This window comes from Mucilaginibacter conchicola (assembly GCF_003432115.1).
In the GTDB taxonomy this organism is placed as follows: domain Bacteria; phylum Bacteroidota; class Bacteroidia; order Sphingobacteriales; family Sphingobacteriaceae; genus Mucilaginibacter; species Mucilaginibacter conchicola.
The window spans coordinates 216,107-237,333 of sequence record NZ_QWDC01000004.1; the positions used below are offsets into that span (position 1 = coordinate 216,107).

23 protein-coding genes and 1 tRNA gene are annotated in these 21,227 nt (G+C 41.9%); 10 read left to right on the forward strand and 14 right to left on the reverse strand.

Annotated features, from left to right (window positions below):
• Positions 1–113 precede the first annotated feature (113 nt).
• Together D0C36_RS21660 and D0C36_RS21665 are read left to right on the forward strand one after the other, a co-directional pair.
• Positions 114–2,441, forward strand: a complete 2,328-nt coding sequence (locus D0C36_RS21660; protein ID WP_117393815.1) for a family 78 glycoside hydrolase catalytic domain — start codon at positions 114–116, stop codon at positions 2,439–2,441.
• Between the two features lie 70 nt (positions 2,442–2,511).
• A complete protein-coding gene (locus tag D0C36_RS21665) occupies positions 2,512–3,129 on the forward strand; it encodes a hypothetical protein (RefSeq protein WP_117393816.1) in 618 nt (205 codons plus the stop codon).
• 64 nt (positions 3,130–3,193) lie between these two features.
• Here the strand turns inward: D0C36_RS21665 and D0C36_RS21670 are convergent, their stop codons facing one another.
• The 4 genes from D0C36_RS21670 to D0C36_RS21685 form a co-directional block, all read right to left on the reverse strand.
• The gene (locus D0C36_RS21670; protein WP_117393817.1) at positions 3,194–3,535 is read right to left on the reverse strand and encodes a HopJ type III effector protein; all 342 of its coding nucleotides are present in this window, start codon (positions 3,533–3,535) and stop codon (positions 3,194–3,196) included.
• Between the two features lie 87 nt (positions 3,536–3,622).
• Complete coding sequence (locus D0C36_RS21675; protein WP_117393818.1) at positions 3,623–4,048, reverse strand: hypothetical protein; 426 nt, start codon at positions 4,046–4,048, stop codon at positions 3,623–3,625.
• A 78-nt stretch (positions 4,049–4,126) separates the two neighbouring features.
• Positions 4,127–4,702 (reverse strand): hypothetical protein, encoded by a 576-nt coding sequence (locus tag D0C36_RS21680; protein ID WP_147322081.1) that lies wholly within the window; start codon positions 4,700–4,702, stop codon positions 4,127–4,129.
• Between the two features lie 75 nt (positions 4,703–4,777).
• Complete coding sequence (locus D0C36_RS21685) at positions 4,778–4,975, reverse strand: hypothetical protein (RefSeq protein ID WP_117393820.1); 198 nt, start codon at positions 4,973–4,975, stop codon at positions 4,778–4,780.
• 141 nt (positions 4,976–5,116) lie between these two features.
• On the opposite strand from D0C36_RS21685, the gene D0C36_RS21690 reads away from it, so the two are divergent.
• The 4 genes from D0C36_RS21690 to D0C36_RS21710 all read left to right on the forward strand — a co-directional run bounded on the left by D0C36_RS21690 (position 5,117) and on the right by D0C36_RS21710 (position 11,806).
• Complete coding sequence (locus D0C36_RS21690) at positions 5,117–7,738, forward strand: NACHT domain-containing protein (protein WP_117393821.1); 2,622 nt, start codon at positions 5,117–5,119, stop codon at positions 7,736–7,738.
• 579 nt (positions 7,739–8,317) lie between these two features.
• On the forward strand, positions 8,318–8,914 hold the full coding sequence (locus D0C36_RS21700; protein WP_117393823.1) for a TlpA family protein disulfide reductase: 597 nt from the start codon (positions 8,318–8,320) through the stop codon (positions 8,912–8,914).
• A 35-nt stretch (positions 8,915–8,949) separates the two neighbouring features.
• Entirely contained in the window at positions 8,950–11,205 is a 2,256-nt protein-coding gene (locus tag D0C36_RS21705) for a response regulator (RefSeq protein WP_117393824.1), read from the forward strand.
• Positions 11,206–11,314: 109 nt separating this feature from the next.
• The gene (locus D0C36_RS21710) at positions 11,315–11,806 is read left to right on the forward strand and encodes a hypothetical protein (RefSeq protein ID WP_117393825.1); all 492 of its coding nucleotides are present in this window, start codon (positions 11,315–11,317) and stop codon (positions 11,804–11,806) included.
• Between the two features lie 444 nt (positions 11,807–12,250).
• Here D0C36_RS21710 and D0C36_RS21720 read toward each other — a convergent pair.
• Positions 12,251–12,323 (reverse strand) — tRNA-Phe (locus tag D0C36_RS21720).
• Positions 12,324–12,548: 225 nt separating this feature from the next.
• On the opposite strand from D0C36_RS21720, the gene D0C36_RS21725 reads away from it, so the two are divergent.
• The 3 genes from D0C36_RS21725 to D0C36_RS21735 are packed head-to-tail and all read left to right on the forward strand — an operon-like array spanning position 12,549 to position 15,123.
• A complete protein-coding gene (locus D0C36_RS21725; protein WP_117393827.1) occupies positions 12,549–13,847 on the forward strand; it encodes a (Fe-S)-binding protein in 1,299 nt (432 codons plus the stop codon).
• Positions 13,848–13,890: 43 nt separating this feature from the next.
• A complete protein-coding gene (locus D0C36_RS21730; RefSeq protein WP_117393828.1) occupies positions 13,891–14,325 on the forward strand; it encodes a DUF2750 domain-containing protein in 435 nt (144 codons plus the stop codon).
• A 9-nt stretch (positions 14,326–14,334) separates the two neighbouring features.
• A complete protein-coding gene (locus tag D0C36_RS21735; protein ID WP_117393829.1) occupies positions 14,335–15,123 on the forward strand; it encodes a (Fe-S)-binding protein in 789 nt (262 codons plus the stop codon).
• On the opposite strand, the gene D0C36_RS21740 is transcribed toward D0C36_RS21735, so the two are convergent.
• Together D0C36_RS21740 and D0C36_RS21745 are read right to left on the reverse strand one after the other, a co-directional pair.
• Positions 15,124–15,687 (reverse strand): hypothetical protein, encoded by a 564-nt coding sequence (locus D0C36_RS21740; protein ID WP_117393830.1) that lies wholly within the window; start codon positions 15,685–15,687, stop codon positions 15,124–15,126.
• Positions 15,687–16,169: a hypothetical protein gene (locus tag D0C36_RS21745; protein WP_117393831.1), complete on the reverse strand. Its 483-nt coding sequence runs from the start codon at positions 16,167–16,169 to the stop codon at positions 15,687–15,689. The genes D0C36_RS21740 and D0C36_RS21745 overlap by 1 nt, the downstream gene beginning before the upstream one ends.
• A gap of 47 nt (positions 16,170–16,216) precedes the next feature.
• Between D0C36_RS21745 and D0C36_RS21750 the strand changes: the two genes are divergently transcribed.
• Complete coding sequence (locus D0C36_RS21750; protein ID WP_117393832.1) at positions 16,217–16,711, forward strand: ABC transporter ATPase; 495 nt, start codon at positions 16,217–16,219, stop codon at positions 16,709–16,711.
• Positions 16,712–16,717: 6 nt separating this feature from the next.
• Here the strand turns inward: D0C36_RS21750 and D0C36_RS21755 are convergent, their stop codons facing one another.
• From D0C36_RS21755 to rpsF, 7 genes are all read right to left on the reverse strand, one after another.
• Positions 16,718–18,121, reverse strand: coding sequence for an NHL domain-containing protein (locus D0C36_RS21755; RefSeq protein ID WP_117393833.1), 1,404 nt, complete (start codon positions 18,119–18,121; stop codon positions 16,718–16,720).
• Between the two features lie 79 nt (positions 18,122–18,200).
• The gene (locus tag D0C36_RS21760; protein WP_117393834.1) at positions 18,201–18,590 is read right to left on the reverse strand and encodes a DUF1801 domain-containing protein; all 390 of its coding nucleotides are present in this window, start codon (positions 18,588–18,590) and stop codon (positions 18,201–18,203) included.
• 25 nt (positions 18,591–18,615) lie between these two features.
• Positions 18,616–19,227: a hypothetical protein gene (locus D0C36_RS21765; RefSeq protein WP_117393835.1), complete on the reverse strand. Its 612-nt coding sequence runs from the start codon at positions 19,225–19,227 to the stop codon at positions 18,616–18,618.
• Positions 19,228–19,269: 42 nt separating this feature from the next.
• The gene (gene mtgA, locus D0C36_RS21770) at positions 19,270–20,013 is read right to left on the reverse strand and encodes a monofunctional biosynthetic peptidoglycan transglycosylase (RefSeq protein WP_117393836.1); all 744 of its coding nucleotides are present in this window, start codon (positions 20,011–20,013) and stop codon (positions 19,270–19,272) included.
• A 117-nt stretch (positions 20,014–20,130) separates the two neighbouring features.
• Positions 20,131–20,574: a 50S ribosomal protein L9 gene (gene rplI, locus D0C36_RS21775; RefSeq protein WP_117393837.1), complete on the reverse strand. Its 444-nt coding sequence runs from the start codon at positions 20,572–20,574 to the stop codon at positions 20,131–20,133.
• 16 nt (positions 20,575–20,590) lie between these two features.
• The gene (gene rpsR / locus D0C36_RS21780) at positions 20,591–20,854 is read right to left on the reverse strand and encodes a 30S ribosomal protein S18 (RefSeq protein ID WP_095705209.1); all 264 of its coding nucleotides are present in this window, start codon (positions 20,852–20,854) and stop codon (positions 20,591–20,593) included.
• Entirely contained in the window at positions 20,854–21,219 is a 366-nt protein-coding gene (rpsF, locus tag D0C36_RS21785; RefSeq protein WP_117393838.1) for a 30S ribosomal protein S6, read from the reverse strand. The genes rpsR and rpsF overlap by 1 nt, the downstream gene beginning before the upstream one ends.
• Between the last annotated feature and the right edge of the window lie 8 nt (positions 21,220–21,227).

Sequence of the window (21,227 nt, forward strand, 5' to 3'; positions counted from 1 at the left end):
GCGAAACAAAATTTAGCGTGCATCAACAATGTAAAGGCAGCTAATGGTACGGTTGGGTATGCCAATATAAACCAAGCTTATTATATTGGCTTAATTTATCCTTAACCAATTATATGAGAACCCTCTTTATTAAACTAAGCTTGCTTTTGCTGGGCGTTTCTGTTACAAGTGCGCCGTTATTTGCCCAATCAAAAAATAGTACCGGCGATGGCCAGTTCTTACACAACGCTACCACCAATTGGAAAGCGCAATGGATAAAAATTGGTTACGCAGAGGATAGCGTAAAGCATCCATCGCAGTATTTTCAAAAAAGCTTTAAGCTTACGGGCAAGGTAAAACAGGCCAGGTTATTTATTACCAGCAGAGGATTGTATGAGGCGCAGCTTAACGGCAAACGCGTGGGCAATGCCTACCTTACCCCCGGCTGGACCAGCTACAGCAAACGTATAGCCTACCAGGGCTGGGATGTTACCACGATGCTTAAAAAGGGCGATAACGCCATACAAATTGCCCTGGGCGATGGCTGGTACCGTGGCGCATTAGCTTTTGAGAACCGTAGAAATTATTTCGGTAAAGAGCTATCTTTTATCTGCCAGTTAGAGGTTACTTACAGTAACGGGGAAAAGGCCGTCATCGCATCTGACGATAGCTGGAAAAGTGGCGGAGGCCCAATTCGCGAAACATCTATCAACAATGGCGAAACTATTGATAATAACCGCGAGCTGCAGGTAAATCAACCGGTAAAAGTTGCCCAAACCTACACGGGCAAACTGGTGCCTACAGAAAGTTACCCGGCTACAAAGCACGAGGTTTTTAAACCTATAAAGGTGATCACTACACCAAAAGGCGAGAAGGTGTTAGATTTTGGCCAGAACCTTGTTGGCTGGGTTGAACTAAAGGTAAAAGGTAAAAAAGGCGATACCATCACCTTAAAACATGCTGAGGTGTTAGATAAGTTTGGTAATTTTTATATAGCTAACCTGCGTGGCGCGCAGGCTACATCAACCTATATTTTAAGTGGTAAGGGCGAGGAATATTTTGAGCCGCATTTTACCTACTTCGGTTTTAGATATGTGCAGGTGAAGGGCGTTGATGGCGATTTAAACCCTGACGATTTTAAAGCTGTTGCCCTTTATGCCGATATGCAACCATCCGGCACTTTTGAATGCTCAAACCCGATGCTAAACAAACTGCAGCATAACATTCAATGGGGGCAAAAGGGTAACTTTTTATATGTGCCTACCGATTGCCCTCAGCGCGATGAGCGCCTGGGCTGGACGGGTGATGCTCAGGTTTTTGCCCGTACCGCGGCATATAACTTTGATGTGCAGCACTTTTTTAAACAATGGATGGTTGACGTGGCTATAGACCAGCGCCCTAACGGCGCGGTTACCTTTGTAGTGCCAGATATATTGAACGGTGCATCGGGAAGCGCGGGGTGGGGCGATGTGGCTACCGTAGTGCCATGGACCATGTACCAGGTTTATGGCGATACATCCATACTGCATCAGCAATACCAATCAATGAAGAATTGGGTGGGCTTTATGACCCAAAACAGCACCAATGATCTTTGGAACAAAGGCTTCCACTTTGGCGATTGGTTAAGCTACCACTCGCCCGATGATGATGGTACCGATGCCATTACCGATAAGTACGAAATAGCGCAATGTTTTTATGCATACAGCACGCAACTGCTTATTAATGCCGCCCGTGTATTGGGCAAAACCGATGATGTAAAGCATTATTCAGACTTGTTGGAGCGTATAAAAGCATCGTACCGTAAAGAGTATACCACCTACAGCGGCCGTATCCTTAGCAATACACAAACCTCTTATGTGCTGGCGCTGCAGTTTGATATGCTTTTAGAGAAAGACCGTGCCGTAGCTGCATCGTACCTGGTAAATAACATAAAAGCTTACCGGCATCATCTTACCACAGGCTTTTTGGGCACACCTTACCTGTGCCATGTGCTAAGCCGGTTTGGATACACAGATGAAGCTTACAAGCTGTTACTGCAGGATACCTATCCAAGCTGGCTTTATCCTATAAAAATGGGCGCCACCACCATCTGGGAACGCTGGGATGGCATTAAACCCGATAGCACTTTCCAAACAACGGCCATGAATAGTTTTAACCACTATGCCTATGGTGCCATAGGCGATTGGATGTACCAGCATATTGCCGGTATACAGGCAGGCAGCCCGGGCTACAAACAAGTGATCATAAAGCCCGAGGTGGGTGGTAAGCTTACCTGGTGCAAGGCATCATACCAAAGTCCGCAGGGAAAAATTGCTGTAAGCTGGAAGATAGATAACGGCCATTTTGTGATGGATGCCAGCATTCCTAAAGGTAGCACAGCAGTGATATACATACCTGATGCTGATGGTAAGCACATACAGGAAAAAAAGGTAGCGGCGGGTAACCATCATTTTAGCAATTAACAATTAGTTACGGTAAAGTCAATTCATTTTAATGTTATCTTAGCTTAAGCAACAACAAAGTGGCTAAGGCATGGACAAAAATTTTTACCAGAAGGGATTTTTTGAGAAGAAATGGTTTTTCATTACCGATAGTGGCTTGTCTGTCCGGTCTAAAAAAATGGGGAGTATACACGAGTATGATATCAATTTTGAAGATATAGGGACAAGGTTAAGAACATCAACCAAAGACATTGCGGCATTGAGGCTAATAGCGATAGCATGCCTTGTTATAGCTATTGTTGTATTTGTGGCCAGGTTATCCGGCAAACATGTAGAAAACTGGGCAGAGGCATTTTATTTGATAGTGGCAGTTGGCGCTGCATCAGCATATTATTTAACTTATAAAAAGTTACTTTATCTTCTAAAACCAAACAACAGCAATCCCATCGAATTTTTATTGGATAAGCCTACTGCAGCAGATCTGGGCGCTTTTATTGAACTGTTAGGGTCAACAAGACGAACGCATTTGCTGAAATTATATGGGCAATTAAACCCTAAATTAAGTTACCAACAGCAGTACAATAATTTGTTATGGCTAATGAATATCGAAGTAATAACCCAAGCCGAGTTTCATGAAAAAATTAGCCGGTTAGATAAGGCATTCCCGGCAACAACATCGGTTAAAGGTTTCGCCTTTGGTTCAAATTGATATTTGTTGAATAGAGCTTGACAGAACAAAAAAGCTCCCGAAGATGTCCGGGAGCTTTTTTGTTTTACTTAGCTTTTAAAGCCTCACCTTCAAAAGCGATGCCCGGCCAGCCGTTTAGTATAAACTGCCTTATATTCTGATGATCCGTACCTGTTGGGGTATCCAATACAGCCTGATAATGCTCGGCAAATAAATAAAGGGTATCTGCCTGGCTCAGGCCATTCAACTGCGCAAAGGCAAATACTTTGGCGCTGCCCTGGTTTTGGGTGGCCTCGTTATAAGCTTCGCCGTTTTTAAAGGCAGTTGGCTGGTGCTGGTAGTAAGTCTCTATAAATTTAAGCACGTCGCTAAATGGTACGGCGTTTTGCTTAAGGTTATTTAGTAAGCTGTCTATTTGTTCTTTCATATTAAAACGTGTGCCTGTGCACCGCCGCAAATATTGGCAATTTTAATAAAGCGGCAATAACTATTTCAAGGTTAAAATCAAACCAATCTAATTAACGGTTTGCGTTTGGCGTACTTTAATTGTATGGATCAAATACTTTCTTTCGGCAACCTTCTCTAAAAAGAAGAATCTGTATTGTTCAATTTTATTTTCATTGAGAACCTCTCTACATTTAAGCATAAGTTCTGACGAACTAACAATGTTAAGTTTTTTGAGTTTGATTGAACTCAGATAGGTTTTCTCATCCTTCAAGCTGTAACTTACAAAGGGCTTTTCACCGTTTTTCAAATGTACAGATTGCAATGTTGTGTATACCATGTGCTCATCACTATCAAAGTTCAGGATACTCGAATCCTTATCATTTTTATTTTCAGGAAGAATGTAATATATCGAGTCGACCTTAAAATTGCTTTGGCAGTATACAGACGAGAATTTAAGTAAAAGCAATGCGGTAATTGCCAATAATTTTTTCATAGGCAGGTTTAGGTTAATTGTGCTTTAATAAAGATGAAGCACCGCCGCAATATTGGCAATTTTAGCAAAGCATCTAAACTATTTCAAGGTTGTTTTAAGAGCCTGCGCGCCGGTTTGTATCTCTTTAGATAGGATCTTGTTGTTTATCTGCGATTCGGCGTCATCATAGCGCAGGTATTTCCAACCGCCGCCGGTGTTAGCATCTTTAATGGCCAGCAGGTAGTTGGTACCCTTCATCCTGATCTTGTTTTTGGCCAGCCTTTCAATAGTAGCATCTTTTACTTTGGCCTTGGCCATCATATCCAGCATGGTAGGGTTGGTTGATTCCATTATCATGCTCTGGTTGTATTTACCCAGGCAAATGGTGGCAGCGTTCAGCTTTTTCTCGGCGCTTAGCTTAAGGTTAATTGGTACTTCCTCGTAAACGGTTTTAATGCCCATACTTGTCATGGCGCTTTTGGCCATAGCGCTCATTTGCTCTTTAGGCATCACTTTAAACATAGGCGGATAGGTCATGTCCAGTACCTTGTCTATCTCCATTTTTTTGGTGTACCCGATGATGGTTTGGAAATCTTTCTGGATAGCTTGGGTATCCTGCGCAACAACCGCTACGCCCTGTAAAGCCATAATAAGGCATACGATGATCTTCTTCATACAAATATGTGATATGTGTTTGTTGAAGAACAGCAGGAGGGCAGGAATGGTTTATAAAATACTCAAATGAGTGTTTTAAGCATCCGGGAGATCTTTTTTAATGAACTTTCTGTAGAGGTATTCAACATAACCTACGCTTACATAATCAGGAAATTTCCAGGTAGGGTAGTATTTCCGTTGGATGTATTTAACGATGGTGAAAAAGATAACGCCTAAAACAAGCAGTAAGGCAAAACCAAGCAAAATTAGTCCGAGAGTGTGTACAATATCCATTGCGTAGAGGTGATCAGTTGGAGCAATTATACGGGTTTACTGGTGTAAGGGTTACGTTTTTTTGTTGCGACTTGAAAAACGCATCAAAATTTTTGAAGTATATTTTCTTTTCGTTAATATAGAAATCTAAACCAAAATCATATGAAAGTTGAGCTAATAAAATGTTTTCTAGCATCCCCTTCTGATACCGTGACTGAAAGAGACATTTGTGAAAAAGTTTTTAATGATATAAATAGAGGCATAGGGAAAAGCTTGGGGGTTCGATTAGAGTCATTGCGTTGGGAATTTGATAGTTATCCGAGTTTTAAGGGCGAGTATAGTCAACAGATAATATCTAACCAACTTGGCGACAATTATAGCTTATTTATAGGATTGATGTTTATGAAGTTCGGCACTCAAACGCGAAACGCAAACTCAGGAACAGAGGAAGAGTTTGACATTGCTTACCGAAAAATGCAGGCTGATAATGACGTCGACATAATGTTTTATTTCAACGATTCTTTTTCTGGTTCATGTGGCGATATAGATTTAGACTCGGTAGCAAAGATTAGATCTTTTAAAAAGAAAATACAGGAACTTGACGGATACTATTGGAGCTATAGGGGATCAAATGATTTTGAGAATGTTTTCAGGCATCATATTACTCTTTGGTTAACCGAAAAATTTTCTGCCTCGACAGAAAATGTTAATAGCGAAAAGAAAGATTTTTTGAAAGATGTTTTTGAAAAAAGGCTTAGAGATGCCCTAAGTACATTTGATTCACAACCTATTGTTTGGGTCGAGCCGATTCTTAGTACGACGGACGATATATCAGTTGATCCTAACGAAAATTTTGAAAGAAGAGTGCCTGTGGATTCTCTGCTTGTAAACACTAAGTCAACAGTTATTACAGCTGCTCCTCAATTCGGATTAACATGTTTGTCTCATTATTTAGTCAAGAAAGCTTGGGAATTAAATAAATTATGGATTTATATTGATTGCCAAAAGTATAAACCACATAATATTCATAATGCTATATCAAGAGAATTGGAAGCTCTTAATATAGAATTAAAAGATTTTGAATGTCTCGTGTTGGATGAGTGGACTCTAAGTACTTCTAATGTTAAAATGTTGAAGCATTTTATTGATAAACATCCTGAAAAGCCGATTGTATTGATGTCTACTGTTGATGATTCAAAGTTTTTTAACGATGATGTTGATATTGATATTGAGAGAGAATTCGATAAATTATATTTACTCGCTTTGCCTAGGCAAAGGATAAGGGATATGATATCGCAGTATAACAAACTTAAGCCGATAGGAGAGGAAAATTTGGTATTATCTAAAGTCACAACGGATTTAGAAGTACTTAATATACACAGGACACCTTTAAACTGCCTGACGTTACTTAAGGTTTCAGAAAAATACTTTGATGAAAGTCCAGTTAATCGAACTGCAATGTTAGAACTTGTATTGTTCGTGTTATTCAACACGGACGGTATACCTAACTACAAATCAAAACCGGATGTTAAGGATTGCGAATTTGTATTAGGAAAATTTTGTGAAAGACTTATGAAAGATGATGCATATGAATTTACTAGAGACAAGTTCATAAGCGAGTTAAAAGATTTTTGCGCTAGCGTTCTTTTGTATTTAGACGTAGATGTTGTCTTCGACGTGTTATTTTCAAACAATATCATTGTTCAAAAATCTTCAAAATTTTCTTTCAAATCTTCATATTGGATTTTCTATTTTGCGGCAAAGCGTATGCATATTGACGCTGAGTTTTGTGAATACGTGTTTTCAACTAAAAAGCACATTGCTTTTCCTGAAATTACTGAATTTTACACGGGTATTGACAGAAATAGGCGGAATGCAGTTGAAATCTTGACTAATGACCTAATAAATAATTGCAATACAGTGATTGAGAAAGTCGGGATCCAAAAAGACGTAAATCCACTAGCCTTGATAGAATGGCGGCCGACGGAGGAACAAGTCGAGAAGGCACAAAATGAGATGAATGATATCGTTCAAACATCATCCCTGCCTGAAGCAATAAAAGATCAATACGCAGATAAAAATTACAACCAGATAAAACCATACGACCAAAGTATTCAAACTTTTCTTGAAGAATACTCAGTTGTCAAGCTAATGCAAAATATTAAAGCGTCAGCTAGAGCTTTGAGAAACAGTGATTATGTTTCTCCTGACTTAAAGAAAAAGATGCTTAAAGAGATTTTAAGGGGGTGGGATCAAATTTCCAATATACTTTTTGCTATAAGTCCATTAATGGCGGCAAAAGGAGAAGCAAAGGTAGAGGGTGCTAGTTTCGTATTAGCTGGTGATTTTGGAGAAAGTTTTGAAGAGCGCATAACAAAAATTTTTCAGGTAATACCAGCTAATGTGGTTGGCTTCTTTAAGGATGATATTTTTTCTACTAAAATTGCTCCTTTACTATATGATGAATTCAAAAATGAAGTAAAACCCCTCAAAAAGCACCATTTAGCCCTTTTGATAATATATACGAGGCCGATACACTGGGAAAAGGAAATTGAAAATTACATCGTAAGTCTCCATAAAAATACTTTCTATTTGTTCAATATTGTAAACACTTTCAAGGCAAAATTGAAGTTTGATTTTATAAATGATGAAGATGCAAGAAAGTTAGAGTATCTTTTTAAAATGGGCTTGGCTAAACATGAATTTGGGGATAGAAAGCCGAGTAATCAAACGATCAATAAGATACCTAGAAGTGTTATTCCTAAAAGGGAAACTGATGATTAATTATTCTTCTTTCTTTTTTCTCTTCGTCTATCTCTCCCGTTTAGAACTTTAATTTCTGGTAGAGCGTCAAAGTCAACACTCGTTTTTACCAGAAATTGAGTGTCTTGTAAAGTAGTTTCTGAAATTGAGGGTATTCTCGATTGAGATTCACTTTTTTTTAATTCCCGTAAATATAGTTGAGTGAGTGACATCATTGCGAAAATAATTAAAGTTTGGGTAGAATTTGAGTTTTGTTTTTGACTGAACTTCGACAAAAATTTGGCCAAAAAACATTTTGGTGAATATTTATTAATTATTGGATAATAAAAAGCGGAATACCAAGCTATTGGCAATGTCCTAAACAAAATGAACAACATCGTTTAAACTCCACCTTCCCATTCTTAAAATATTATCTCCTCAATTAAATTATTCAGCTTTTAAGGCAATAAAAACAGCGTTTGCTTTTGTAAGAATTTCCTTAAAATTTAACCTACAACCTAACTGTTTAGATGTGAACTGGGCGAAGAAAATTATCGTATAATCGGCTAAAACCTTTCATTAATATCCACGGCGGTAAAGTCGTTTGCAAGTACTTATAAAATGAGGAAATTTTTAGCCGTAGTGGTGCTGGTGGTACTGATAACTGTAATTGGCGCTATATTTTGGTATAACGAGTTGCGCTACCAGTTGCCAACGCCAGTACCTGTAGGTTACACACCGATAAAGCCCGGTACGCTGATACACCTGCCCGATAGCTTGAAAAGTAAAACAGGCAAGCCCGTGTTCCTGCACTTTTTTAACCCCGATTGCCCTTGCTCGCGCTTCAACATCCAGCAGTTTAAAACACTGGTATACAATTACGGTCAACGGGTTGATTTTAAGATCATCGTGGTAAGTAAATACAAATTTACGGCTGATGAGATCCGCAAAAAGTTTGATCTGGATATCCCCGTAAGTTTCGACAACGGGCTATCAGCCCTTTGCGGCGTTTACTCAACCCCGCAGGTGGCGCTTATTGATGCCAAAGATCAGCTGTATTACCGCGGCAACTATAACCGTAGCCGCTATTGTACCGATGAACGTACCAGTTACGCCAACATCGCCGTAAACGGCTTGCTTAAGCAACAGCAGAAAATTGTTTTTGATAAGCTGGCGCTAACTTCTTATGGCTGCAGTTTGCCGGGTTGTACCAATTAATTTACCAGATCCCCCCAACTCTAAATCAACAATAAATGACACCCGCTGCACATCAAAATATAGCCTTCAGGACGCAGGTAAAAGAACGATCGGACAGGTTGATGAATTATTTTATCCCTGCGCACTTTATAATAGGCATTGGCCTGGCCTTTTTTTATGATACCTGGCTGGTGGCCTTCGGTATAGGCGGTGCCTGTGTAGCGGCTTATTACAGTACCAAATGGTTGCTGCCACAATCGGCCCTTTACCAGTATGTGCTTAGCGCTGTGCTGGGCGTATTTATGGCGCAGTACATTTACCAGATGCATGGTTTGTTTGAGATGCACTTTTTTGCGTTCATCTCAAGCGCGCTGTTAATAACCTACCAAAACTGGCGGCTGCAATTACCGCTGCTGATTATAGTAGTGTTGCATCACGCCACATTTAGCTATCTGCAAAACACGGGTTTAACCGGTATCTATTTTACGCAGCTTAATTATTTTGACCTGCAAACCTTTGTTATCCACGTAGCCCTAACCGGTGTTATTATGTTTATATGTGGTTTGTGGGCCTTCCAGATGCGTAAGTACAGCGAGCTGCAGGTACAGCAGGCCATGGAAATGACCGAGCTGAAAAAAGAGGCCCAGCTATCGCTTGAGCGTAAGCGCAACGAGGAGATACTGGCCCGTGCAAATGCCGAATTGCAATCATATAATATTGAGTTGCAGAAAGCCCGTGATACCGCCGATAGGGCCAACCAGGAGAAAAGCATCTTTTTGGCTACTATGAGCCACGAGATCCGCACGCCTATGAACGGCGTTATCGGTATGGCGTCCTTACTGGCCGAAACAGAACTATCAGACGAGCAGCGCATGTTTACCGAAACCATTTCGGGCTGTGGCGAAACACTTATCCACGTCATCAATAACATCCTCGATTTCTCTAAGATAGAATCCGGCAACCTTGAGTTAGAGGCCGCGGAGTTTGACCTGAGGCAACTGCTGGAGACTGTGCTGGATATGTTCAGCATAAAGGCTGCCCAGCAGGGTTTGGATCTTATTTATGACATGGACGAAACCTTGCCTGCCAATGTTATTGGCGACCAGCTGCGGCTTAAACAGGTGCTGATAAACCTGGTAAGCAATGCCATTAAATTTACCGAGCAAGGTGAAATAGGAATAAGGGTATCTAAAAAAAGTGCATCGGCGGCAGGGCAGGTAACCCTTAGTTTCGAGATATGGGATACCGGTATTGGTATCCCTAAAGATAAAACGCAGAAGCTATTTACGGCATTTTCGCAGGTTGATGCCTCTACCACCCGTAAATATGGCGGTACAGGTTTAGGCTTGGCTATATGCCAGCGCCTTGTTAGTTTAATGCAGGGCGATATATGGGTGCAAAGCGAGCCAAATAAAGGGTCGACGTTTATATTTACTATTCAGCTGCAGCCGGGTGCCGTGCAGGCGCCGTTGTTGCAGGAAACCGATAGTGTTTTGCTTGCAGGTAAAAAGATACTGATAGTTGATGATAACCATACCAACCTGCAGATACTGGAAAGGCAGTTCAGAAACTGGCGTATCGAGCCGATAATCACACGATCTGGTGAGGAAGCGCTACAAGTTCTTGAACGCGAAGCCGGAGTAGCTCTTGTGATTACCGATATGGATATGCCGGAGATGGATGGTATTGAATTGACCCGCCAGATAAGAAAGAGTTATGCTAAAATGCCGGTGATACTGCTCAGCTCGTTAGGGGAAGAAATTGCAGCCGGTAACCGCGAGCTGTTCACTTCTATCATGACCAAGCCCATAAAGCAACAGGTGCTGATAAAACAGGTAACGCAGGCTATCTCAAGGCATATTGCTGCTGCAAATGATAAACCGGCACAAAAGAACCTCTCGGCAGATTTTGCACAGCGTTTCCCGTACGAGATACTTACCGCCGAGGACAACGATGTAAACCAACTGGTGATAAAGCAGATACTGAAGAAACTGGGCTACAAAACCGACCTGGTTACTGATGGCAAACAAGCTATAGAAGCCATCTACGAGAAGGAGTATAATTTGGTGCTAATGGATATCCAGATGCCCGAAATGGACGGACTTGAAGCTACCCGCATCATCAGGCAGATAAACGTAAAACAGCCCATCATTATAGCCCTTACGGCAAACGCCATGGAGAATGATAAACGCGCCTGCCTCGAAGCTGGCATGGACGACTTTATCCCCAAACCGGTTAAACCCGAGGAACTGATGAAGAAACTGCTTCAGTGGCACGAGTTATCTAAAGGGGCTGACGTGACGGTTGAGTAGGGGCGTTAGTATTTTTTGTGTATAATTATTGAGAATTTACCACGCACTGTATAATTGGGGAAAGGTAAATTGCGAAATGATAAATTTCCTGTTCAATTAAATAGCGATAGTGGCCGGGGCGACAGATAAACAACTAATACAAAAGAAAGCGGTAAGTGATATTAAGCCTTTTTATAGGGTTTTACTTTGGGCCATAAGAGCTGCTTTATTTATAGCAGCCTGTGTTTTATTTTATGATCGCTCGGAATACATCAAAGCAATTGAGCAAAATCATAAGGTCTTATCCTACAACATTGAAGGCTGCTCGATAATACGGGGTGGCAAGTTCCGTCATTATGAGGTGTTCATCCGTTATGAAAACCAGCAGTATAAAGTGGGCCTTACCGATCAGCAGTATGTTGATATTCAATCAGGTAAACTTCCTGATTTTTATTATGTTCAGTCAAAGAATGCTGTTATTGCCGCCTGGGAAGTGCGCAGTAAACTTAACCTTGCCATCTCATTCATAGTTTTCTTTTGCTGCACCTTCCTGCCAGCCAAAAAAATAGAAGATAAAATACTAAATAGTGAAAAGCCGTCGTGGTTAAAGGTTGGGATTTAGTGAGTCCTATATAATAATTGTTGAACTATCAAATTGGAGAATGTGACAGCGGAGTACGGTGATGGTGTCAAAAGAATAGGCCTTTGATTGGAAGTTTAAAAGTTTTCTTATTTTTATTAAGGAGAACTATTTAGACAGTTCTTTAAAATGGGGCAATGTACAGCGAACGATCTACCGCTTAATGCTTCCATCTCCCGCAAACAGTATCCCAAGCGCTGCTGCAAATCCAATTCCGATAGCTACATTATGTGATGCAATGCCGATGGCAACACCCACGGCTATAGCGATTGCAAAATAGGTTCTTCTCACAAGTTTATTTAAGACCAATAATACAAATTATTGATAATAACGTTACGACGATTGCTAATGTGAATTGAACCTTACGCGTATGTGATTTGACTCAAAACAAAAAAGCCCTCAACTTTCGTTGAAGGCTTTTGAGTGTGGTGCCAGCTGGAATCGAACCAGCGACACAAGGATTTTCAGTCCTTTGCTCTACCAACTGAGCTATGGCACCATCTCCCCGTTTGGGGTCTGCAAATGTAGCCTTTTTTTCAGTTTTAAAAACATTTTTTTCAAAATAGATTACTTGGGCGCATACTGCTGTTGATTATCAGTGTATTAATTTTCAAAAAGCTTTTTGTTAAGCTAATTTATCTGCATTTAAAACATTTCATACCTTGTAACATTAAAACAAATAAGTATTTTCGTTAGTATAAATACTATGCATGCATAATAAATTATGATCAGTCAGGCTATCTTTATCATCATACTGGCGGCTGCGGTTTATCTTTTTTGGAAAAACGCGGCAAAGATCCGTCGTAATATATTGCTTGGGCGCGATGCTGATTACAGCGACCGCCCGTCTGAGCGCTGGGCAACCATGGCCCGCGTGGCCCTCGGGCAAAGTAAAATGACCAAACGCCCAGTGGCAGCCATCTTACACATATTTGTTTATGTGGGCTTTGTTATTATCAATATCGAGGTAATGGAGATATTGATCGATGGCCTGTTCGGTTCGCACCGTGTGTTTTCAAAATACCTGGGTGGTTTTTACGGCTTGCTGATAGGCGGCTTTGAGGTGCTGGCGCTGCTGGTGTTGGTATCATGTGCCATATTCCTGGTAAGGCGCAATGTGCTGCGTTTAAAACGTTTTACAGGGCAGGAGATGACCGCCTGGCCAAAATCTGACGCCAACTACATCCTTATCACCGAAATTTTGTTGATGGCCGCCTTCCTCACCATGAATGCCGCTGATTATAAATTACAGGCTTTGCACTACAGCCATTATCTGCAGGCCGGTAGTTTCCCTGTGAGCGGGTTTATTGCACCGCTGTTGCCATCGGCTGCGAGTGCTTTGGTTGTTGTAGAGCGTGTTTGCTGGTGGTTTCATATCATCGGCATTTTGGCATTTTTAAATTACCTGCCATATTCAAAGCATTTTCATATCCTGCTGGCTTTTCCAAATACCTACTACTCAAGGCTGCAGCCCAAAGGGCAGTTCACCAATATGGATTCGGTAACTAACGAAGTAAAGGCCATGCTCGATCCTTCTTTTGTGCCCGAACCTGCCGAAGTAAGCCGTTTTGGTGTAAAGGATGTTACCGATCTCACCTGGAAAAACCTGATGGATGCTTATACCTGCACCGAGTGTGGGCGCTGTACATCAGTTTGCCCGGCAAATATTACGGGTAAAAAACTGTCGCCCCGCAAAATAATGATGGATACCCGCGACCGTATCACCGAGGTGGGTAACAATATAGACAAGCATGGCAAGGACCATACCGATGATAAAACTTTACTGGATACCTATATCACCCGCGAGGAGTTATGGGCCTGTACCACCTGTAATGCCTGTGTTGAGGCATGCCCGGTAAATATCAATCCGCTGGAAATTATCACCGAGATGCGCCGCTACGTGGTGATGGAAGAGTCACAAGCACCGGCCAGCCTCAATAATATGTTCGGCAACATGGAGAATAATGGTGCCCCGTGGAAATACAGCCAGGCAGATAGGTTTAACTGGGCGGAGAAGGAATAGTTGATGGTTCATAGTTAATGGATCATAGAAAAGAGAAAATTACATGGAACAAAATACGGAGGCCTTTGAGGCCGCATATAAAACATTTGTAGAGAAAGCCGCAGCCAACCGATCGGTGTGGGGGTTAAAGGGTAAAGGCGGCTGGGCTAATGCCGAATCCAGTACTAATGAGGAGAACGCCGTGATCCCTTTCTGGAATGACCGTACGCAAGCCAAAAACTGCGCCCGAGATGATTGGAAAGGCTTTTTGCCGACCGAGATTCTGCTATCTGATTTTTTAGAGAACTGGTGCATTGAGATGGCCGGCAGCGATGCACAGGCCGGTATAAACTGGAATGCGCAAATGCAGGGGATAGAGGTAGAGGCTTTAGATCTTGCTGTGGATATTTTGAACAGGTTAAGTGAGATCAACTCGGGCATAACCTTCTCGGGTTACAGTAGTATTAATGAATTTATAAGCGACATCAGCGAAGAATAAGAGCTTACCATGGAACAGAAGATACCTACAATGGCCCAAATGGCTGCCGAAGGCAAGGAACCCGAGATACTTTTTTGGGTAGGTTGCGCCGGTAGCTTTGATGAACGGGCACAACGCATTACCCGCGATATCTGCAAGATACTGCAGCACGTGGGCATCAGCTTCGCAGTGCTGGGCACCGAAGAAAGCTGTACAGGCGACCCTGCCAAACGTGCCGGCAACGAGTTCTTGTTTCAGATGCAGGCCATGATGAACATACAGGTGCTTGATGGCTATAACATTAAAAAGATAGTTACCGGCTGCCCGCATTGTTTCAATACCATTCGTAACGAGTACCCTGCTCTTGGCGGTAACTACGAGGTGATACACCACTCGCAACTGATACAGCAACTGATAGACGAAGGCAAACTAAAAGCCGAAGGCGGCGAAAGCTTTAAAGGCCGCAAGATCACCTTCCACGACCCATGTTACCTTGGTCGTGGTAACAATGTTTACGAAGCTCCGCGCCGTGCCTTAGAGATACTGGATGCCGACCTGGTGGAGATGAAGCGCTGCAAAAGCAACGGGCTTTGCTGTGGTGCCGGTGGTGCCCAAATGTTTAAAGAACCCGAGCCGGGCAAAAAAGATATCAACGACGAGCGCATGCTGGATGTACTGGAAGCCAAAGCCAGTGTAATTGCCTCAGGTTGCCCCTTCTGCATGACCATGTTTACCGATGGGGTAAAACATATAGAGAAAGAGCAGGAAATAAAAGTTTTGGATATTGCCGAGATAACCGTGAAGGCGAACGGGTTGTAATTACTTGGTCCATACAGCAACTATCCCATTCTTTGCGGTAGGTCCATAATACTCTGCAGGTACCGGGTGTTTGCTGTAATAAATATCGGTAATAGATTCTATTTTAAGGTTAGATAATTTTGCATAGCTGTCTGTTGGTGAAACGGGTTGTCCATTAATTATTAAAACGGGCTTGGTAGCAGGGCTGGTACCAGTCTTTTGCGGGGCATACCTGCTTATGGCCAGTTTTAAGGTGGATTGTTTGATAGCCGGTGTTTGCTCGCCTTTTTTAACAATTAAAACCATCAGTTTTCCTGGCTTATCAGTTGTAGGTAACAATTCTTCGTTCCAAAATGGATCAATACTTAACAGTTCGGTACTTTTGAGCGATTGCAGGTCGTTGTTGAACTTTACCGAATCTTTAGGCTCGTACACTATCTTATTAAAGGCATAGCCAGATATCTTGCTCGCTTTGTATGATGTGTCGCATTTTACCAGCCATGTATCAATTGCCTGCTTATTAATGCCTTGTGCATTGGTAGTAAATCCTAAAAGTAGAAGTGTAGCTGCAAATAAGTATTTCATTAATTTGTCCCTTTTAAAAATATTAACGCTTCTTTTAAGCTGTCCAGTCTTTTGGGTGATAGTTTTTTTACCGGGATAGCCCATTCGGTAGCCATTGAGTCGAGGTCGCCGGCGGGGTCTTCAAACGTTTGGTAGATAATATCGTCGGTAAGTGTTTTAAATTTGATGGTATCTGTATTGGCGGTGCCTGGCTTATAATCGAGCGCACTAAAACGGCTCACTTTAAACGAAAAGTATTCTTGTTTACCCTGTTGATAAGTTTTGCGCAGGCGTATAAAATGATCGGGTGTGAGGTTGATCTCAAACTTCTTTACGTTCGGCTCAACCGATGGGTCATAAGCCTCGTTGAGCATGCGGTTTCCCCAGTTGGTCCATCCCTGTTCGTCCATAAAACCTTTAAAGCTGCAAAATAACAGGCATATTGCGGCAAAGGCAATGCTAAGGCGTGCTTTGGTAACAGGTTTCAGAATTGATGCTGGCATGACAACATATAATATCTTCAATTTAAAAAATCGCTTAAATTTGTGCTATGGAATTTTCTTCACATTCAAGGGTTTGGATCTATCAAGCTGACAGGGAATTAACCGCCTTAGAGGCGCAGGAAGCACAGGTATTGTTAGATAACTTTACCCGCAGCTGGACCGCGCACAACAACCAATTGTTAGCCAAAGCCGAAGTAAGGTACAACCGTTTCCTTATTTTGTTTGTGGATGAAAGCCAGGCCGGCGCAAGTGGCTGCTCAATAGATAAATCTGTAAACTTTATGAAGCAGGTAGAGCAGCATTTTGGCATCAACCTGTTTGATCGTTTTAACCTTGCCTACCGCGATGGCGAAACCATATTATCAGCCACGCGTGCGCAGTTTGAAGAGTTGATAAAACAGGGCAAAATAAACGCCGATACCATTGTGTTTAACAACCTTACCCAAACCCTTGCCGATCTGCGCACCAAATGGGAAGTGCCTTTCCGTGAGAGCTGGCACAAGCAGTTATTTGGCGACTTAGTGGCTGAATATAATAGCTAAGTTTAATTATTTAGCTGCTACTTTGCGGATGCGGTTTCGTTCGGCTATGTACAAGTTACCATTGGTATCTGTAGTAATACCAAAGGGGTCAGCAAGAGAATAGGCAGATGCATGTATGCCATCTCCTGTATAACCGTTATATCCGGTACCTGCAATTGTTGTGATAATGCCCGTTGCGCCGTTTACTTTTCTAACAATGTTGTTCAAGTCGGTAAAATAAATATCACCATTTGGTAATGCTTTAATTCCGAAGGGAATGATTTGAGCGTTGATGGCCGGTCCATTATCGCCGGAGTTGCCACTAACCCCGGTGCCTGCAACTGTAGAAATGATACCCGTTGCTGCTGTTATTTTTCTGATACGGTTGTGGTCTATCTCAGTAAAGTAGATATCTCCGTTTGTTGTTATCGATATATCGAAGGGCATAATATTGGCACTGGTTGCTGATATACCGTCGCCATTATAGTTTTTTGCTCCCGTGCCTGCAATAGTTGAAATGATACCGTTTGATATTTTCCTGATCTTTCCATTAGCATCACTGGCTATATAGAGGTTGCCTTGTGCGTCTACTGCTAAACCGTGCGGATAGGTGAATGTTGCCAGTTTTGCTGGTCCGCCGTCGCCTGATGCCCCTTGCTGGGTTGAGCAACCGGCAACGCATGATATTTTCCCGTCGGTGGTTATCTTATCTATCCTGTTAACCTGCGCTTCGGTAACGTAAAGGTTTTGAGCATCGTCAATCGTAAGAGTTGTTAGATCAAAAAGATCGATGCTGAGTGCAGGTGAATTATCTGTGAAACTCAGGCTGTTTTGGTTAAGGTTGCCTGTACCTGCAATAGTGTTTATTTTTCCATCAATGGCAGATATTTTTCTTATAACCCGGTTAAAGCGATCGCAAAAAAATATATTGCCGGTTTTGTCAATAACTACACCGGTAGCGCTTGTCATCTGCGCTGATTTAGCCGAGCCATTATCACCTGTGTAACCAGCTACTCCTGTGCCTGCAATAGTTGAAATAGCAGGCGTTGTGATGGCCGGCAGGTTTACCTTTGAAAAAGTTTCTTTAGTATTTCCGTTTTGAAACTCTAAAGTTGTTGCAGTTAATTTGGTTACTTTAAACTGGGTTGTAGATGTGCCGTTTTGCTCAACGCTGTACTTAATAACATCATTAGAAGTTTGCCAAAAGCCGGCCACAGGTATAATATCCTTAGCTAAATTCTGATAAAAGAAGTTATCATCACCAAAATAAATTTTCGGTTTTTCCTTGTCGGTAGGTTCCCACCAGCCGGTAAGCAGGGTTTTATCTATTGTAGTTTCACCGGGTTTAACAGGATCAGGGGTTTCAGTGTTTTTACACGAGAATACAAGCAATATTATGCAGGTGCTTAAAACGAATAGTTTTTTTGACATTGGTTTAGGGTATAAGATATAATTGTAGCTAAAGATAAATATTAACAGATGAAACACCACGGCAAAAAGCTGTTTTTCTTTATTTCTCCACCATATCTACCCACTGCCTTAGCAAGCTTTGCAAAACAGGGGCTTTGGCTTCAATATCGGCTTTATCTTTAAAATTGATAATACCTCGGCCATCGGTGTATTTACCTTCGAGCAGGCCGGTGTTATCCGTTAATCGGGTACCTGTGGGCAATACCAGCATAAGGCGGTTGCGGTTAAGGTTCATTACTGCAGTATCGCGTTTATAAGTTTTTGGGTCAAAAGAGGCCATTACGCCGGTATAATAAAAGGCAGGGCTATTCCATTTTATGTGACCGGCAATTTCGGGGTGGGCACTCAGAATAATATTGTGCAATGCTTCAACAGCTTCTTTTATAGCAATGTTTAGGCTGTTTACAAATGCAGTTACCTGGCTATTCATGTCTCCGGGTATGCTTTTAAAAGTGTTAGCTACCGGTGTTATATGAACCTGTTATAACGTGTTTGCTGCCGTCCTTTTTATCAATAACGTTTACTTTAAAGTAGCCCTTAATAACGTCAAAGCCTTCGGCATCTTCGGTGAAATAAGTGAATTTTACCGAGCCCCTTTCAACTGTATCTTCTTCTTCATCCGCTTTATCAACTATCTCATAATCGAGCGTGGTTGATTTAAGGCTGAATAATTTGATAGGGAATATTCCTGTAGCATCATTTACACCCACGCTAAAAGAAATACTTTCCTGCTTTGAATCTAAACTATGTGCCGACAGGTTGGTGTTCCCCAGGAAATCAATATCCGGGTCAGGATCCTGGTTGGCGTAGCTTACATTGTGCAAGGTAACTTTAGGCCCATTATCTATTTGGTAAATGAAAGTATCATCGGCGCCTATGCCTACGGTGTAAGTGGCGTCGGTTCCCGGATCTGGTGTGGTAGGAGTGGTGCCGCCACCAGGGTTGGTTGGTTTAACGCTGCCGTCTTTTACAACTAAGCCTTCGGGTAAAACGGGGGCGTCAATTTTGCAGCTTGCAGCCAATAAAACTGAGGCTATTGCAGTGATTGCTAAGGTCTTGGTATTCATAAATTTTAATGCGCGAATATAAGAAAATTAACTATTATATAATTAAAATTCTAAAGGGCCCAGGCGGCGCATATTCTTAAGTATAAGATATTGCCTGTGCTTTAAATAACGGGTAGGGTTGGTGGCGCTCCAGCGTAGCGGGCTGGGAAATATCACCGCAATAGCCGCCGACTGCCGTTTTGTTAATTTTGATGCCGGTATATGGAAATAGGCCTGCGATGCGGCTTCGATACCGTAAATACCATCGCCCATTTCAATAACATTCAAGTAAACTTCCATGATGCGTTTTTTGCTCCAAAAAGCTTCTATAAGTACCGTGAACCATGCTTCTAAACCTTTGCGCACAAATGAACGACCCGGCCATAAGAAAACGTTCTTGGCTGTTTGCTGTGTAATGGTACTGCCGCCTATCAGCTTTTTGCTTTTTGAGTTTTTCTCGATAGCTTTTTCAATGGCATGAAAATCAAAGCCGTGATTTTCAAGAAAAGTCTGATCTTCGGCGGCTACGGCGGCGCGTTTCATGGGGTCGGCAATTTCATCAAAATCAGCCCACTGTTTGTCTATTTTCCAATCCAAGCCACGACCTTTGCGTTCAAAGCCACGCTGTATCATTAGCCAGGTTACCGGCGGGTTTACAAAACGATAAAGCAGCACGCCAAACAGGCTTGCACCTACAAAAATGATAATAGCAAGCTTAAGTACCCGCAATACCAGTTTAACAATGCCGTTGCGGTGTATGCCTTTGCTGCTGCTTTTCTTTTTTGCCGGTTGCGCTTTTTTTGCCATTATGCTGCAAATGTACTGTAAATAAAAAAGGAGTGAGGCAAAGCCAAACTCCTTTTTTATTTTGAAATCCTTTCCTAAAGCCCTCTCCCTTTAGGGGAGGGTTGGGAGGGGTTATAATTACTCAGCTACTACTTCAAAAGGTACCTGAACTTTTACTTCTTTGTGCAAGTTTACAGTTGCAACGTACTCGCCCAGGAATTTTGGCTCCTGATCAAAAGTAATACGGCGACGGTCAACTTCAAAACCTTCTTTTTTCAATGCATCAGCAACCTGGATAGTGTTGATAGCACCGAAGATTTTACCGGTTTCGCCAGCTTTAGCGCCAATAGTAAGTTTTACACCTTCTAATTTAGCAGCAATAGCATCAGCATCTTTGCGGATTTTTTCTTGTTTGAACTGAGCTTGTTTAATGTTCTCAGCCAAAACTTTACGTGCACTTTCAGTAGCTAATATAGCGTAACCTTTAGGGATAAGAAAGTTGCGGCCGTAACCCGGCTTAACATTCACTACATCGTCTTTATCGCCGAGGTTTTTTACGTCTTGTTTTAATATAACTTCCATTTGTTTACCTCCTTGACTATTTTAATGAATCTGTAACATAAGGTAATAAACCGATGTGACGGGCACGTTTAACTGCCTGAGCCACTTTACGCTGAAACTTCAAAGAAGTACCTGTTAAACGGCGAGGTAATACTTTACCTTGATCGTTAACAAACTTTAAAAGGAAGTTAGCGTCTTTGTAATCGATGTATTTGATACCGTTCTTTTTGAAACGGCAGTATTTTTTACGGTTATCCTCCACTTTTGGAGCAGTAACGTATTTAATTTGGTCGTTTGCCATTAGTTGTTCTCCTCCGCTTTAGCTGCAGGTTTTTTGTTGAAAGCACCGCTGCGTTTTTTCTCGTTGTAAGCAATGGCATGTTTATCCAAAGCAATAGTTAAGAAACGCAGAACGCGCTCATCACGTCTGAATTCAACCTCCAATTTGTTAATTAAATCACCCGGAGCCTTGTATTCAGTTAAGTGATAGTACCCAGTAGTTTTCTTTTGGATTGGGTACGCTAATTTTCTCAAACCCCAATTGTCTTCTTGGACAATTTCGGCTCCGCCATCAGTTAAGATCTTTGTGAATTTGGCAATTGCCTCTTTCGCAACGTCTTCTGAAAGCAACGGGGTTAGAACGATCACGGTTTCGTACTGTTGCATTATAAATT